This is a genomic window from Brevibacillus massiliensis (genome assembly GCF_000311785.1).
GTDB classification, from domain to species: domain Bacteria; phylum Bacillota; class Bacilli; order Brevibacillales; family Brevibacillaceae; genus Brevibacillus_C; species Brevibacillus_C massiliensis.
In genome coordinates this window covers 70,456-84,651 of the sequence record NZ_HE978550.1, presented here as the reverse complement: position 1 = coordinate 84,651, position 14,196 = coordinate 70,456, and the positions used below count along the sequence as shown (strand labels likewise).

16 protein-coding genes, 14 tRNA genes, 1 pseudogene and 1 riboswitch are annotated in these 14,196 nt (G+C 52.5%); of the genes and pseudogenes, 27 read left to right on the top strand and 4 right to left on the bottom strand.

Going from position 1 to position 14,196, the window contains the following annotated elements:
• Window position 1: 1 nt before the first annotated feature.
• The 15 genes and pseudogenes from HGBM_RS23360 to HGBM_RS23290 form a co-directional block, all read left to right on the top strand.
• A tRNA-Thr gene (locus tag HGBM_RS23360) sits at window positions 2-77 on the top strand.
• 15 nt (window positions 78-92) lie between these two features.
• Window positions 93-169: transfer RNA gene (locus HGBM_RS23355), tRNA-Glu, on the top strand.
• Window positions 170-241: 72 nt separating this feature from the next.
• Window positions 242-317 (top strand) — tRNA-Val (locus HGBM_RS23350).
• 72 nt (window positions 318-389) lie between these two features.
• Window positions 390-466: transfer RNA gene (locus HGBM_RS23345), tRNA-Met, on the top strand.
• A 175-nt stretch (window positions 467-641) separates the two neighbouring features.
• A tRNA-Asp gene (locus HGBM_RS23340) sits at window positions 642-718 on the top strand.
• A gap of 59 nt (window positions 719-777) precedes the next feature.
• A tRNA-Thr gene (locus HGBM_RS23335) sits at window positions 778-853 on the top strand.
• A gap of 13 nt (window positions 854-866) precedes the next feature.
• Window positions 867-951 (top strand) — tRNA-Tyr (locus tag HGBM_RS23330).
• A gap of 11 nt (window positions 952-962) precedes the next feature.
• Window positions 963-1,038 (top strand) — tRNA-Lys (locus tag HGBM_RS23325).
• 56 nt (window positions 1,039-1,094) lie between these two features.
• Window positions 1,095-1,181 (top strand) — tRNA-Leu (locus HGBM_RS23320).
• 10 nt (window positions 1,182-1,191) lie between these two features.
• Window positions 1,192-1,267 (top strand) — tRNA-Gly (locus HGBM_RS23315).
• Between the two features lie 178 nt (window positions 1,268-1,445).
• Window positions 1,446-1,522, top strand: a tRNA-Arg gene (locus HGBM_RS23310).
• 57 nt (window positions 1,523-1,579) lie between these two features.
• Window positions 1,580-1,656 (top strand) — tRNA-Pro (locus HGBM_RS23305).
• Window positions 1,657-1,671: 15 nt separating this feature from the next.
• Window positions 1,672-1,758, top strand: a tRNA-Leu gene (locus tag HGBM_RS23300).
• 5 nt (window positions 1,759-1,763) lie between these two features.
• Window positions 1,764-1,837, top strand: a tRNA-Gly gene (locus HGBM_RS23295).
• A gap of 256 nt (window positions 1,838-2,093) precedes the next feature.
• Window positions 2,094-2,561 (top strand): annotated as a pseudogene (locus tag HGBM_RS23290) (lyase family protein); the annotation flags it as partial.
• A gap of 75 nt (window positions 2,562-2,636) precedes the next feature.
• On the opposite strand, the gene HGBM_RS23285 reads toward HGBM_RS23290, so the two are convergent.
• The 4 genes from HGBM_RS23285 to HGBM_RS23270 all read right to left on the bottom strand — a co-directional run bounded on the left by HGBM_RS23285 (window position 2,637) and on the right by HGBM_RS23270 (window position 5,039).
• Window positions 2,637-3,206 carry a manganese catalase family protein gene (locus tag HGBM_RS23285; RefSeq protein WP_019123498.1) on the bottom strand — a complete coding sequence of 190 codons (570 nt, stop codon included), beginning with the start codon at window positions 3,204-3,206 and terminating at the stop codon, window positions 2,637-2,639.
• Between the two features lie 24 nt (window positions 3,207-3,230).
• Window positions 3,231-3,500, bottom strand: a complete 270-nt coding sequence (locus HGBM_RS23280) for a spore coat protein CotJB (RefSeq protein WP_019123497.1) — start codon at window positions 3,498-3,500, stop codon at window positions 3,231-3,233.
• Complete coding sequence (locus HGBM_RS23275; protein WP_019123496.1) at window positions 3,497-3,727, bottom strand: spore coat associated protein CotJA; 231 nt, start codon at window positions 3,725-3,727, stop codon at window positions 3,497-3,499. Before HGBM_RS23275 ends, HGBM_RS23280 begins: the two co-directional genes overlap by 4 nt.
• Window positions 3,728-3,902: 175 nt before the next feature.
• Window positions 3,903-5,039, bottom strand: a complete 1,137-nt coding sequence (locus HGBM_RS23270) for a sensor histidine kinase (protein WP_019123495.1) — start codon at window positions 5,037-5,039, stop codon at window positions 3,903-3,905.
• Window positions 5,040-5,237: 198 nt separating this feature from the next.
• Between HGBM_RS23270 and HGBM_RS23265 the strand changes: the two genes are divergently transcribed.
• The 12 genes from HGBM_RS23265 (at window position 5,238) to ytfJ (ending at window position 14,183) form a co-directional block, all read left to right on the top strand.
• A complete protein-coding gene (locus HGBM_RS23265; RefSeq protein WP_019123494.1) occupies window positions 5,238-5,894 on the top strand; it encodes a TerC family protein in 657 nt (218 codons plus the stop codon).
• 97 nt (window positions 5,895-5,991) lie between these two features.
• Window positions 5,992-6,573, top strand: a complete 582-nt coding sequence (locus tag HGBM_RS23260; RefSeq protein ID WP_019123493.1) for a YkoP family protein — start codon at window positions 5,992-5,994, stop codon at window positions 6,571-6,573.
• A complete protein-coding gene (locus HGBM_RS23255) occupies window positions 6,570-7,706 on the top strand; it encodes an MGDG synthase family glycosyltransferase (RefSeq protein WP_019123492.1) in 1,137 nt (378 codons plus the stop codon). Before HGBM_RS23260 ends, HGBM_RS23255 begins: the two co-directional genes overlap by 4 nt.
• Before the next feature lie 77 nt (window positions 7,707-7,783).
• Entirely contained in the window at window positions 7,784-7,969 is a 186-nt protein-coding gene (locus HGBM_RS23250) for an alpha/beta-type small acid-soluble spore protein (RefSeq protein ID WP_019123491.1), read from the top strand.
• 45 nt (window positions 7,970-8,014) lie between these two features.
• Complete coding sequence (locus HGBM_RS23245; protein ID WP_019123490.1) at window positions 8,015-8,203, top strand: alpha/beta-type small acid-soluble spore protein; 189 nt, start codon at window positions 8,015-8,017, stop codon at window positions 8,201-8,203.
• A gap of 126 nt (window positions 8,204-8,329) precedes the next feature.
• Window positions 8,330-9,070 carry a hypothetical protein gene (locus HGBM_RS30875; protein ID WP_161605093.1) on the top strand — a complete coding sequence of 247 codons (741 nt, stop codon included), beginning with the start codon at window positions 8,330-8,332 and terminating at the stop codon, window positions 9,068-9,070.
• A gap of 61 nt (window positions 9,071-9,131) precedes the next feature.
• Entirely contained in the window at window positions 9,132-9,788 is a 657-nt protein-coding gene (locus tag HGBM_RS30870) for a DUF2953 domain-containing protein (protein WP_019123488.1), read from the top strand.
• An 81-nt stretch (window positions 9,789-9,869) separates the two neighbouring features.
• Window positions 9,870-10,016: riboswitch (FMN riboswitch) on the top strand.
• 120 nt (window positions 10,017-10,136) lie between these two features.
• On the top strand, window positions 10,137-11,240 hold the full coding sequence (gene ribD, locus HGBM_RS23230) for a bifunctional diaminohydroxyphosphoribosylaminopyrimidine deaminase/5-amino-6-(5-phosphoribosylamino)uracil reductase RibD (protein ID WP_019123487.1): 1,104 nt from the start codon (window positions 10,137-10,139) through the stop codon (window positions 11,238-11,240).
• A 19-nt stretch (window positions 11,241-11,259) separates the two neighbouring features.
• A complete protein-coding gene (gene ribE / locus HGBM_RS23225; RefSeq protein ID WP_019123486.1) occupies window positions 11,260-11,913 on the top strand; it encodes a riboflavin synthase in 654 nt (217 codons plus the stop codon).
• Window positions 11,914-11,935: 22 nt separating this feature from the next.
• Window positions 11,936-13,132, top strand: a complete 1,197-nt coding sequence (locus HGBM_RS23220) for a bifunctional 3,4-dihydroxy-2-butanone-4-phosphate synthase/GTP cyclohydrolase II (RefSeq protein ID WP_019123485.1) — start codon at window positions 11,936-11,938, stop codon at window positions 13,130-13,132.
• Between the two features lie 13 nt (window positions 13,133-13,145).
• The gene (ribH, locus tag HGBM_RS23215) at window positions 13,146-13,619 is read left to right on the top strand and encodes a 6,7-dimethyl-8-ribityllumazine synthase (protein ID WP_019123484.1); all 474 of its coding nucleotides are present in this window, start codon (window positions 13,146-13,148) and stop codon (window positions 13,617-13,619) included.
• A gap of 90 nt (window positions 13,620-13,709) precedes the next feature.
• Window positions 13,710-14,183, top strand: coding sequence for a GerW family sporulation protein (ytfJ, locus tag HGBM_RS23210; protein ID WP_019123483.1), 474 nt, complete (start codon window positions 13,710-13,712; stop codon window positions 14,181-14,183).
• Window positions 14,184-14,196: the final 13 nt, after the last annotated feature.

Sequence of the window (14,196 nt, the reverse complement as noted above, 5' to 3'; positions counted from 1 at the left end):
CGCTCCTGTAGCTCAGTAGGTAGAGCGTTTCCATGGTAAGGAAGAGGTCGCAGGTTCGATTCCTGTCGGGAGCACCATTTATACATATATACGGCCCGTTGGTGAAGCGGTTTAACACAGCAGCCTTTCACGCTGTCATGCAGGGGTTCGAATCCCCTACGGGTCACCATAAATTGTTTGGGGTCCCCGCAAAGTACTCGAAATTACCTTCGAAGGCTTACGTCACTTTGTGGGGTGTTGTGGAGGCTTAGCTCAGCTGGGAGAGCATCTGCCTTACAAGCAGAGGGTCGGCGGTTCGATCCCGTCAGCCTCCACCATGTTCACTTGCTCGCGCGACAGATGTCGTAAGGTTTTGCCCTAGGGGGTAGCGGCAAGTAACAGTTTATCGTCGCGGGATGGAGCAGTCCGGTAGCTCGTCGGGCTCATAACCCGAAGGTCGCAGGTTCAAATCCTGCTCCCGCAACCAATTTATCTACTTGTACTACGTCGAATTGACATCTTAGATCAAGTGGAATGGTGCTACTCGATGGGTGCAGCCAAATTATCTACTTAACTACACCGAGTTGATTTCTCTGATCAAGTAGAAAAAATTGTTGCATTGAGACGGATAGAGCTGTACTATAGATGGTACGGGCATTTATGGAGCTGTGGTGAAGCTGGAGTTCACGCCGGTCTGTCACACCGGAGGTCGCGGGTTCGAGTCCCGTCAGCTCCGCCATTTCAAGATAGCAAGTACGGGCCTCTCACCCGTACCGGATTATTCAAAGAATACAATATGCCGGTGTAGCTCAATTGGTAGAGCACCTGACTTGTAATCAGGGGGTTGTGGGTTCAAGTCCTATCGCCGGCACCAGGCGTTGTACCATGGGGAGATAGCGAAGTGGCTAAACGCGGCAGACTGTAAATCTGCTCCCTCTGGGTTCGGCGGTTCGAATCCGTCTCTCCCCACCATTTACAACAATGAGCCATTAGCTCAGTTGGTAGAGCATCTGACTTTTAATCAGAGGGTCGAAGGTTCGAGTCCTTCATGGCTCACCAGTTACTTATCTTGTAAAGCAAGCAAGTATCGCTTTCGAGAATTGTATAAGCTGCATGCGGTCATGGCGGAATTGGCAGACGCGCTAGATTCAGGTTCTAGTGGTGGCAACACCGTGGAGGTTCAAGTCCTCTTGACCGCACCATCTTTCGTTTGCGGACGTAGCTCAATTGGTAGAGCGTCGCCTTGCCAAGGCGAAGGTCGCGGGTTCGAGACCCGTCGTCCGCTCCATTATTGAAATTGCAAAAGGGCCGCTCACCCTCGATGCATTTCAAGAAGCAGCGCTCGGGTACTGCACATCTGGCTGCGCACGAGGTAATTCGACACAGTGTCGCTGGTAAGAAGCGATCCCCGTCGTCCGCTCCATAGTGAATTACAGATGGGTTTCTTCCCGTTTTATCTAATATAAGTGCCCTTAGCTCAGCTGGATAGAGCGTTTGACTACGAATCAAAAGGTCGGGAGTTCGAATCTCTCAGGGCACGCCATTTTATTTAGCTGACAGTGAGCATGCTTTGCGTCTCACGCGTTTTTTACCTCCAATACGGGAAGTAGCTCAGCTTGGTAGAGTACTTGGCTTGGGACCAAGGGGTCGCAGGTTCGAATCCTGTCTTCCCGACCATTATGATTCATAATTGCCGGGGTGGCGGAATGGCAGACGCAACAGACTTAAAATCTGTCGGGAGTTTCTCCCGTACCGGTTCAAGTCCGGTCCTCGGCACCATATATGCGGGTGTAGTTCAATGGTAGAACCCCAGCCTTCCAAGCTGGTCGCGTGGGTTCGATTCCCATCACCCGCTCCATAAAGACGTGAAAACCTTGAAAAATCAAGGTTTTTTTATTTGGCGTGCCCAGCAAGCCGTTAATTGCTAGTTCCCAAGAACCTCCCGGTGTATAGGGAGCGGTATGTTAAGAAAGATTGTTGAGCTAGCGCCGCCCGGCTAATTTTTTAGCAGTCCGCAAACAAGATTTTCTCGGCAAGGTGCTCAATCACTAGAGTGACAAATTATCGGGAGTGAACAGGATGAAATTGTGGGGCGGGCGTTTTACCAAACCAACGGACGCAAGCTTCATACCGGACGCTCGCGGAATGACCAGGTGGCAACAGACCTGCATCTGTATTTGCGCAGGGAGACCAAGCAGATTATCGCTCACCAGGTCGACCTTCTGGGTGTGATGATTCCGGGGTACACTCATCTGCAGCGGGCTCAGCCAGTGTTTTTCGCGCATCATCTGCTCGCCTACTTCGGGATGTTTTCGCGTGACGTGGAACGGCTTGAGGATGCGTTGAAACGGATCAACCTGCTGCCGCTCGGCGCAGGTGCGCTGGCTGGCACCACATTCCCGATCGATCGGGAGCTGGTGGCGAAGGAGCTTGGTTTTGACCGGATATACGAGAACTCGATGGATGCTGTGAGCGACCGAGACTTCATCCTTGAATTTCTCAGCGCCGCATCGCTCGTCATGATGCATCTTTCCCGTTTTTGCGAAGAGCTGGTGCTCTGGTCTTCTACCGAATTCAATTTCGAGGATGGTCACAATCGTCATATCGGTTATGTATAACACTCCGGTTAGGGGATGCCCCTGCGGAGTGTGCCCGTCTTAAAAGATCTTCTTCCTGTCACGCTCCTCTTTTAATATTTCAACAGCCTCCCTGAATCTTTGCGAGTGTACAACTTCCCGCTCGCGAAGGAACTTTAAGCTATCCTGCAGATCCGGGTCGTCAGTCATGTCGATCAGCCATTGGTAGGTGGCGCGGGCTTTTTCTTCTGCGGCAATATCCTCGTAAAGGTCAGCAATCGGATCGCCTTTCGCTTGAATGTAGGTCGCGGTCCAGGGAACGCCGGCGGCATTGCTGTAGAAGAGAGCGCTGTCGTGGTTGGCAAAATGTGCCCCCAAGCCAGCCGCCTCCAATTCTTCCGGAGAAGCGTCTTTCGTCAGCTTGTAAACCATCGTCGCGATCATTTCCAGATGTGCGAACTCCTCTGTTCCGATGTCGGTCAACAGGCCAATTACCTTGTTTGGAATCGTATAGCGCTGGTTCAGATAACGGAGTGCGGCGGCCAATTCTCCATCTGCTCCCCCATACTGTTCCAGCAGAAATTTGGCCATCTTGGGGTCGCATTTGCAGACGCGAACCGGATATTGCAATTTTTTCTCGTAAATCCACACGATGTTTTACTCCTCCTTATAGCGTTATACTTGCCAGGGCCAGGGGGTGTCAGTCCATTGCCACGGGAAACCGGAAAAGCTGTGGCCGAAGTTCATCAACGGCCCGTAGCAGGATTCAAATTCATGGACCAATTTCCAGCGCTTTTCCGTAAACTGATTGTACTGTTTGACCGCTTGAACATCCCCTTTGTGGGTATCAAGGTAAAGGTTCAGTTCAACCAGGACAAAATCCAACGCCTGAATTTCCTCCAGCAATTTATAGTACCGCTCGTCAATCTTTCTTTGCTCGCTCATTCATAATCCCTCATTTCGTTGTGCGCCTTTCTCCCCTCGTACGGGCTGTACAATACAGGCCAGAGTACACCGCGCCGAAAAGCTTCAAAGGGGGAAAATTGCGGTAAATCAGGCGGCTGAAAGCCTAGATACAGCTGTGGCGGAGTAGAATACCATTTGACAAACACCGGCGGACATGGATCAAACGGGCTGACGTACGTTTTCCAAGCCTTGAATTGGGAATGCAAACGTAAGGTACCTCCTTATCAATAGTCATCTAACCATCCAATAACACTGTACGTTTATCCATCTTTATTTGTGTTGGGTAAAGGCCTATTTTCCGGTCATTCATCCAGATCGAGATTGCTGTCGGCAAAAAAAGCAGCGTCCCGAACGCAGATGATTCGGGACGCTGTATTTGTGTTATTCCCCGTGTAAATGCGGGATCGTAATCGTAAATTTGGTCGACTCTGCCGATGATTGGCAGCGTATGGTTCCGTTATGCTTCTCAATAATGTTTTTACAAATCGACAAACCGATGCCGGTTCCGTTGTCCTTGGTACTAAAGAAGGGATGAAACAACTGACCCACGATCTCGTCGGGGATTTGCTCTCCGTTGTTCTCTACGACAATCGTCACCTTTTCATCGGTGCAGCAAGAGATGATGCGTATACGCTTGTCTGCTCTTAACTGAACGGCTTCAATCGCATTGTTAAACAGGTTGACCAGGACCTGCTTTAAGCCCTCCTGGTAACAGTAGAGCGAACAATCGTCGATATCCCGTTCCAGGATGATGTTCTCGGCGATCAGTCTGGGCGTGATCAATACCTCCACTTCATTTAGCAGCTGCTTCAGGTCCACTTTTTTAAATACTTCATCGAGAATCGGCTTTTTGGAAAAGCTGAGAAACCCGGTGATTTGCCGATGCAGATTGTCGAATTCATGCATGATGACGTGAATGTAGGATTCCAGGTCTTTTTGGCCTTGCGTGGACTCCTGAATCAGCTTCAGAAATCCTTCAATCGCGCACAGCGGATTGCGCAATTCATGTGCCATGTTGGCAGCCAGCTTGCCTAGTATCGTCAATTTGTCGTTATGTAAATAAGTGATCGTTTCTTCCTTCTGTGTCAACTCAGCATTGACCAATTGTTCAAAGTGATAGACGGCCCAGTAAAGGCTTTCGTCAATTGCCTCGCCAATGCGCTTTTCCAGATAAATCGTCTCCTGCTGCGTTAGCGTCAACGAGGGAAGGGCAGGGCGCAGGACATTCCAAAAAACGTTTCGAAACAGTTGGAAACTGCGAAGAATAGACGAGAGAGGATAATGCTTGGCACGCAGCCAAACCCCCATGTCGAGCGACCAAGCTTGCAGTTCGGCCTGAACATCCTCCACGAGGGATCGTGCGATCAAAATGGTCCGACCCTCAGCAAACTCGATCGGGATCGTAACCTCGATCATTTTCTCTTTCACCTCATGAAGCCAACGTTCCGTGATGGTTGGATTCAAGGTGATAATTTTCTCCGAGATTTCCTCGAGATTAAGCAAATTAGTGTCGATCATCGCGTCTTCCCCCTCATTTATCGTATTAAACGAATTTTATAATTGCAAGAATCTTTCCCGGTTTATAGCCAAAAATCGTTTTCCAAATTACGACAAAAAATCTCGATTCCCGCCTGACATCTCTGGAGAAGTCCGTCTGGCATGTCCCTCCTGACATTGGCATACAATGAAACAAGCCCAATTTTCCGGGAGGATGGAATGAACGGGGACTTTTGGATTGCTTTTTTCAATATTTTTATGATCGACCTGGTATTGAGCGGCGACAACGCCGTCGTTATCGGGATGGCATGCCGCGGGCTTCCCCCGTTGGAGCGCAAACGCGCTGTCCAATACGGTACGTTGGGAGCTGTCTTGCTGCGGGTCTTGCTGACTGGGATGGCTACCTGGATGTTGAACATTCCGCTGATCAAGGCCATCGGGGGTCTTCTGCTGCTCTGGATCGCGATCAAACTGTTGATCGAAGACGGGGAAGAAACCGCGGAAGTCACCTTTAGCCAAACGATGGGACAAGCGGTCAAAACCATCATTCTGGCCGATTTTGTGATGAGCCTGGACAACGTGCTGGCCGTTGGCGGAGCGGCCCATGGTGATCCATGGTTAGTAGTATTCGGACTGGGGCTCAGTATTCCTTTATTGATGTGGGGCAGTTCACTGGTTGCCCGATTGATGAATCGCTTTTCGTTTCTTGTGTACATCGGGTCGGGCATATTGGCGTACACGGCAGTAGAAATGCTGCTGGAAGATCCGTTTTTCTGGAGGCTTAAGGAAATGATTCCTTATTCGACATCCTGGATACCACAGACGGCAGTCATTTTGGTTTTGTTGATCGGAAAGGCAAAGCGGAGATTTGGCTGATCCCAAGGGGCGTTGGACGAACGTCCCTGTTGCATGCAAACAGTCTGCGAAAGGGAATACTACGTTTTGTGAAACTGGGCAGAAAGGACAAAGGTGAATGAATTCCGGCATATTGGTGCTATGGGGAATATGGGATACGCTTTACCACCGTTGTACGAGACTTCAGTACGTCGACAAAGGACGAAACATTTTTCGCTACGTATTGCTCCGGTACCAGGGAGAACTGTTGATTACAGCGGATCAACAGGAAATAGGCCCTGGGGATCTCATCCTAAAACTCCATATCCATAATTACCTGCTGGCAAAACTGTTTTACGGAATCAATAACGATGTCAAATTGGCGCTGCTGTTGCGCCGGTACAGTCAACAGTCCCTCCCGCAGCTTGCAAAGCTGTTGGCAGAGCACCCAAGAGCGAGGGAAGTAAAAGGGATCGTTGGAACCACATTGCTGTACAGGGGTGTGGAGCCGTTCGGCTTTAGTGTCTCCGATGTTCCAATCAATTGGTTTTTCCGCTACAAGCGCTGGTACCTCAAACTGATGCTGAGCATCCTCCATCCGGAGGGAAGAAAACGCGTTCGCAAGGGTCAGCAGGATCTGGCGCTGAAACGAGTCTACATATCAAAAGACGAACTGCTCCGTCGTTACTTGCCGGCGGCTTCAGAGGTAAAGGTGCTATGAAACCGTATATTCTCATCTGCACGGAAGAATGGGCCGGGAGCGGTCATCAGATGGCAGCCCTGTCGCTGCAGCAGGCGTTTCAGGACAAAGCGCCCGAGGCAAACGTACGCGTGGTGGGAGGTTTGGAGACGGTCAGTCCAATCCTGCGCAGCCTCTCCCGCATCGTTTACTACAACAGCTTGCGCTACACGCCTGCGCTCTGGCAGCGCATCTACGACAACGGCAATTCCTTGGCTCTGATTCTGCAAAAACCGCTTGCCGTCTCGCTGTCTAAACGTTTGTACGACAAGCTGATCCGAACGGGACCAGATGTGGTCATTGCCACCCACGCCTACTGTCTGTCTGCTTTGGCAGAAGCCAAACGGAAACTGGCAAAGCCGTTCCGCCTGGGGTGCGTTGTCACTGACTTTCATGTCAATCGGTTTTGGGTGCATCCGGCCGTCGATTTTTACCTCGTAGCCCATGAACAAGTAGCGGATCAGCTGGTCGCGCAGTTCCACATTGACCCGGAGAAAATCTGCAGCTTCGGCATCCCCATCCGGCCGGCCTTTATGACTGCCCGCCTGCGTCCCAATCGGGATTGGCGCAAACAGTTGGGTCTGAATCCGGATCGGTTTACGGTTCTGCTGACAGGCGGGGAAGGGAAATGCAGCAATTTTGAACCGGTGTTGGCCCGCCTGCTGCGCTTCCAGACTCCCCTGCAAATCATCGCCATTACCGGGAAGAATGCCCGCCTGCTGGCGCAATTGCAAAAGACAATGGAAAAAAGCCGTTCTGCCGTCGGCCATGCCGTGCGGATACTCGGATTTGAAGAGGCGATTTGGGAGTGGATGGGTGCGGCAGATGTCATCGTTACCAAGCCGGGCGGACTCACCTGTTCTGAGGCGCTGGCAATGGGCAAGCCGCTCATTTTGTATCAGCCGCTGCCAGGCCAGGAGAAGAAAAACAGCGCTTTTTTGCGGGCGTGCGGCGTTGCCGAGGAAGCGCAGTCCATTGAACAGATCGCTTCTATTTTGGGGGGATGGCAGGCGGAGCGGGAACGCTGGCAGTCGGTTGCGGAGCGAACAGCGAAGCTGGGGAGAGCAGATTCAGCCTACCAGGCCGCTGAGGAAATCCTCACAAAAATAATGTAAAAAATTTCAACCTGACTATAACGCATAAATGGCATCCTCTTCGCAAACAGTATTCTTACAGAGGAGGTGATTGAGAGATGGCTAATAGCAACAACCTTTTGGTACCTCAAGCGAATCAGGCTCTGGATCAACTGAAGTATGAAATTGCTCAAGAGTTTGGCGTACAGTTGGGCGCTGACACTACTTCCCGCCAGAACGGAAGTGTCGGGGGAGAAATTACGAAGCGTTTGGTAAGCTTTGCAGAACAACAGTTGGCTCGTTAATCAATAGATTACCTTTCATATAACTTACAAAGGAGATGAATCAACATGGCACGCAGCAACCGTCTGCTCGTTTCCCAAGCAAACCAGGCTTTAGATCAACTGAAGTACGAAATCGCTCAGGAGTTCGGCGTACAATTGGGCGCTGACACCACTTCTCGTCAAAACGGAAGTGTTGGGGGAGAAATCACCAAGCGCCTGGTGTCTTTCGCTGAACAACAACTTGCCGGCAAATAAGGAAAACCGAATAGCTGGATGATGGGGGAAAGCACCATGCTGGTGCTTTTCCTTTTGAAAAATGGAAGCAATCCCCTGAATAAGAAGTGCTTTTTCGAAGACAATATGGGCCAGGAGGCGAAAAACATGTACACAAACTACCCTAGCAATCAAGGAATCAGCAGCATTTCCGGCGGAGCCCAAGCGATGTTTCAACCCAATTTTGCCGGAACCAGCACGCAGCAAGTAAGGCAAGATATTGCCCACGAAGGCGGATTTGGCTACGGCCAAATGGGCGGCTACCAGCAGCATGCACCGCAGCATCTGTATTCGGGCGGCGTTCAAGCCATTTTCCAGCCTAACTTCGCCGGAACCAACACCCAGCAAGTAAGACAAGACATTGCCCGTGAAGGCGGATTTGGCTACGGCCAAATAGGCGGTTACCAGCAGCATGCACCGCAGCAGCAGATGATGCATCAGGCGTATCCAAGCAGTGTGCAGGCGGTCTACCAGCCGAACTTCGCCGGGACGAATGCCCAACAGGTAAGACAGGACATCAGCCGCGAGGGCGGATTTGGCTATGGCCAGATGGGCGGCTTTGGGCAGCAAGCAACCCATATGCATGCAGCCGGAACCGAGGCGATCTTCCACCCGAACTTTGCCGGAACTTACCCGCAGCAAATCAGGCAGGATATCGCCCGTGACGGCGGATTTGCCTACGGGCAACAGCAAATGGCAGGCTACCAGCAGCAACAGCAGCAGATTCCGCAGTTGTCGTACGGAGCCCACTCCATCTTCCAACCCGGTTTTGCCGGCACGAATCCGCAGCAAGTCAGACAGGATATGGGAATGTCCGCTGGCATGGCACAGCAAGGAAGAAGTATATAAAAATGGAACATATTCCCCGTTCTTTCGACTCATACTAAGGGACGAAAGGCGGGGATTTCGTTTGTTGGGTTGGTTGCTGCTGGCGATAATTATCGGTCTATTGGTTCTCATCTTACTTACTCCGCTTCACATTCAGATAACGTATCGGCGTATAGAAGACAACGACCATCTCGTCGTGACGGTAAGGGCTTGGTTTGGTTTGATCCGAGTGAAAAAAGAAGTGCCGATTCTCAGACTGCACATGGATGACATTCGACCGGAAATTGTCGCAAAGGTGCGGGAGGAACATGAAAAACACCGCGATAAGATGATTGACTGGGAAACCGTGCAAAAATGGTCGGATCAATACCACTACTGGCTGGAGCAGGTCCATGACTTGCAGCCGATCATCAGACAAGCGCTGCGGCGCGTGTACTGCAGGCAGATCGAGTGGAACACCGTGCTGGGAGCAGGGGACGCAGCTGCCACCGGAGTGCTGACAGGGTTGGTCTACGGAGTGAAGAGCGTCATCGTCTCGGTGTTCTCCCATTACCTGACCATGTACACGGTTCCCCGCATCAGCGTACAGCCGCTTTGGGACACAAAGGCGGTTCGCACGCGGTTTTCCTGCAGGCTGCAGTTCCGAGTAGTCTTTGCCGCAGCAGCAGGAGTTCGGATCTTGCTGAAAATAAGAAAGGGACGCCAGCGCAAATGGCAGGCTGCCCCCACAAGGGCTTGACGTGCTGTGGGCAGCACACTCCTTTTTGCCAATCTTGAGAGGTTCTAGTATAATGATAGGGTATCAATTGAATCACATAATGCATTCCTTCAGGGCAGGGTGAAATTCCCGACCGGCGGTGATCACTTTCGTGTAAGCCCGCGAGCCCCTCGTTCGCGAAAGCGGCAGGGTGCAGGATCTGGTGCGAGTCCAGAGCCGACAGTACAGTCTGGATGGGAGAAGGAGTCATGGTATAGGTGTGTCCTTAAACCAGGTTTAGGGGCTTTGTTTCCTATTACCTACATTCCTCGTTCCAGGCCTTGGAGTATAGATTCCAAGGCTTTTTACTTTGAAAAAAGGAGCGGGTTTATGGATGAAACAAGCTACATGGAGCTAGCATTGACACTGGCGAAGAGCATGAAAGGACAGACGGGAACCAACCCCCTGGTGGGGGCTGTCGCAGTCAACGCCGGGAGAATCGTCGGCACAGGGGCGCATATGCGGCAGGGGGAGGCCCATGCAGAGGTGCATGCCCTCAATATGGCAGGTAGCCACGCCAAAGGCTGCACGCTTTACGTGACCCTGGAACCCTGCAGCCACCATGGCAGGACTCCTCCTTGCGTGGAACGCATCATCCGCGAACAGGTAAAACGGGTGGTGATCGCCGCCCTGGATCCCAACCCGCTCGTCGCCGGAGGAGGCGTTCAGCGGCTGCGCGAGGCAGGCATCGAGACAGAAGTTGGCCTGATGGAGGCGGAAGCAGTACAGATGAATGAAGTGTTTCACAAGTTCATCACCCGGCAGATGCCGTTCATCACCTTAAAAGCTGCGATGACGCTGGACGGGAAGATTGCGACGGTCACAGGCGACAGCCGGTGGATCAGCAATGAAGCTTCCCGGGCCGAGGTTCACTGTCTGCGCCACCAGCACGATGCCGTATTGGTGGGAATCGGCACGGTGGAAAAGGACGATCCGGAATTAACCACAAGAATGAAAGTGGAAGGTTTGCAGCCTGTACGCATTGTAGTCGATTCGACACTTCGGCTCCCTGCCCGGGCCAAGGTGGTGCAGGACAAGAAAGCTCCGACGCTCGTCCTGACCACAGCAGGAGGTTCCGCGGAAAAGAGGCGGCTGCTTGAGGCAGAGGGAGTGGAGGTCATTGCGGTGAATGACGCTCCGCCAGTCGATTTGCAGAAGGCGATGGAGATGCTTGCAAGGCGGGGCATCAGCTCGATTTTGGTCGAAGGAGGAGCGGCTCTCGCGGGAGCCATGCTGCAAGAGCGGCTCGTCGACAAGCTGATTTTATACATTGCGCCCAAGATCGTAGGGGGCGAAACCGCGCCTCCGGTAGGGAAAATGGCAGGAGTGCCGCTGATCAGCCAGGCTGTAACGTTTCGGCAGATTTCTTACCAGCAGGTAGGAGAGGATATGCGGTTTACAGGCTATCCAGTCTACGACTCGCAGCAGGTTTGAGAATGGAGGTGGAGCAGAGATGTTTACGGGCATTGTTGAGGAGATTGGCACAGTACAAACCGTCTCAACCACAGCGGAAGCCTGCAAATTGGCGATCTTGGCCCAGCGGGTCGTGGAAGACGTGCAGCTCGGCGACAGCATTGCTGTCAACGGGATTTGTCTGACTGTTACTTCTTTTCATAAACATGGGTTTACGGCAGACGCCGTACCGGAGACCGTCCGCCGGACCACCCTGTCGCAATTAAAGGCAGGTGACCCGATCAATCTTGAACGGGCGATGAGGGCGGATGGGCGTTTTGGCGGCCACTTTGTCACAGGACATATCGATGGCACGGCCGTTCTGACCGGAAAAAGACAGGAAGGCAGCGCTCTGATTCTGTCATTTGCCCCCGAACGGGAAGAGTTGTTGAAATACATTCTGCCCAAAGGCTCGGTAGCCCTTGACGGCATCAGCCTCACCGTGATGGATGTGAGCGAAGCAGAGTTTCGCATCTCCGTCATCCCGCACACTTTGGCGAAGACGACGCTCCACGGGAAAAAGCCGGGGGAAAAAAGCAATCTGGAGTGCGACATGCTCGGCAAGTACATTGAGCGCTTCTTGCTTTATCGCGAGGAACGGCAGAAGAAGACCCGGCTCGATCAACGGTTCTTGCAAGAACATGGGTTTATCTGACAAGGAAGGGAGCTTTTTATATATGTTCGACACGATTGAATCAGCCTTGGAAGATTTGCGGAACGGAAAGGTGATCATTGTCGTCGATGACGAAAACAGGGAGAACGAAGGTGATCTGGTAGCCCTGGCATCTGCAGCGAACGCTGAGGTGATCAATTTTATGATTACCCACGGCAAAGGGCTGGTCTGTGTTCCCATCACCGAAGAGAAAGCACAGGAACTCGCCCTGCCGTCGATGGTCAGCCAGAATACGGACGCTCACGGGACGGCTTTTACCGTCTCCATCGATCACGTCAGCACGACGACGGGCATATCGGCATTTGAACGGGCCGAGACGATTCGAGCGATGATCGATCCGCAGTCGGCGGCAGAGGATTTTCGCCGTCCGGGACACATCTTTCCGCTCGTCGCCAAAAAAGGCGGGGTATTGCGGCGGGCCGGACACACGGAGGCGGCAGTCGATTTGGCCCGCTTGTGCGGTGCTGATCCTGCTGGTGTCATCTGCGAAGTGATCAAAAGCGACGGAACGATGGCTCGCGTACCCGATCTGCTCGAGATGAAGCGGGAGTACAATCTGAAGCTGATCACGATTGCCGACCTGATTCAGTACCGCAGAAAAACGGAAAAGCTGGTGAAGCGGGAGGCGGAAGCAAACATCCCGACGACGTACGGTCTGTTCAAGGCGATTTCCTACAGCAATGCGGTGGACGGTCAGGCCCATGTGGCATTTGTCATGGGCGACGTAAATGCAGACGAACCTGTGCTGGTCCGGGTGCACTCGGAGTGCTTGACGGGAGATATTTTTGGATCCGAGAAATGCGATTGCGGGCCGCAGCTGCAGGGGGCACTGCGACAAATTGCCGAAGAAGGCAGAGGGGTGCTTCTCTACATGCGCCAGGAGGGGCGAGGGATCGGCATTCACAACAAGCTGCGGGCATATCAACTGCAGGAGATGGGCTATGACACGGTGGAGGCGAATGAAAAGCTGGGCTTTCCGGCCGATTTGCGGGACTACGGCATCGGCGCGCAGATTCTGCGCGATCTGGGGATCAGCCGGATGCGCCTGTTAACCAATAATCCGAAGAAGATAAAAGGCTTGGAAGGGTACGGACTGGAAGTGGCGGAAAGGGTCCCGATTCAGATCAAACCAAACGCAAACAACGAAAAATACCTGGAAACGAAAAAAGAAAAGCTCGGCCACATGCTGAATCTGCACTAAGGGAGCGATGAACGTGAACAAGATCTACGAAGGACAGCTGGTAGGAAGCGGACTTACGTTTGGAATTGTCGTCGGACGTTTTAACGAATTTGTCACCGGGAGGCTGCTATCCGGTGCCTTGGACGCGCTGCAGCGGCACGGCGTGGAGGCGGAAGACATAGAGGTGGCCTGGGTTCCGGGAGCTTTCGAAATTCCCCTGATTGCCCAGAAAATGGCGGCGAGCAAAAAGTACGATGCGGTCATCACATTGGGAGCCGTGATCCGCGGTGCAACCCCGCACTTTGATTACGTCAGCAGTGAAGTGGCCAAGGGAGTGGCGGCCATTGCCTTGAAGGCAGAGGTTCCGACGATCTTTGGGGTGTTGACGGTAGACTCGATCGAACAAGCTATCGAGCGCGCCGGGACGAAGGCGGGAAATAAAGGCTGGGAAGCGGCGGTAAGCGCCATCGAGATGGCCAATCTGATCAGATCGATGGGCGAGGCGTGAATGATGAATAGGGGTGGCAAGTTGGTGTCATGCTAACTAGCAGGAGAACGTAATACATGGCTTTTTCCTTACAAGGAGGTATTCATTCCAATGGCTGACCACCCCATTCAGGGCTTGATGAAGACGACGATGGAGAACTTGAAACAGATGGTCGATGTAAATACGATTATCGGCGATCCCGTGGAAACGCCAGACGGGAGTGTCATCCTGCCGATTTCCAAAGTAGGGTTTGGCTTTGCTTCGGGAGGAAGCGAGTTTGAATACGGCAGCGCCGCTTCCGTCTCGTCGGGAGGCTCGGAGCATCCGTTCGGCGGGGGCAGCGGCGGCGGTGTGTCCATTACGCCTGTTGCTTTTTTGGTCGTCAGCAAAAATGGCGTCCGATCCATCCCGCTGGAAAATACGACCCACTTGTACGACCGGATTTTGGACTCGGTTCCACAGTTGATCGACAAATTCCAAAACGCCTTCTCCAACAACAAGAATAACCAAACCAACTCGACGAAGAACATTGTAACCGACGTTCCCGAGCACGGTGATATCGATGATTTTTTGAATAAAATGTAAGAAAAGCGGCGAA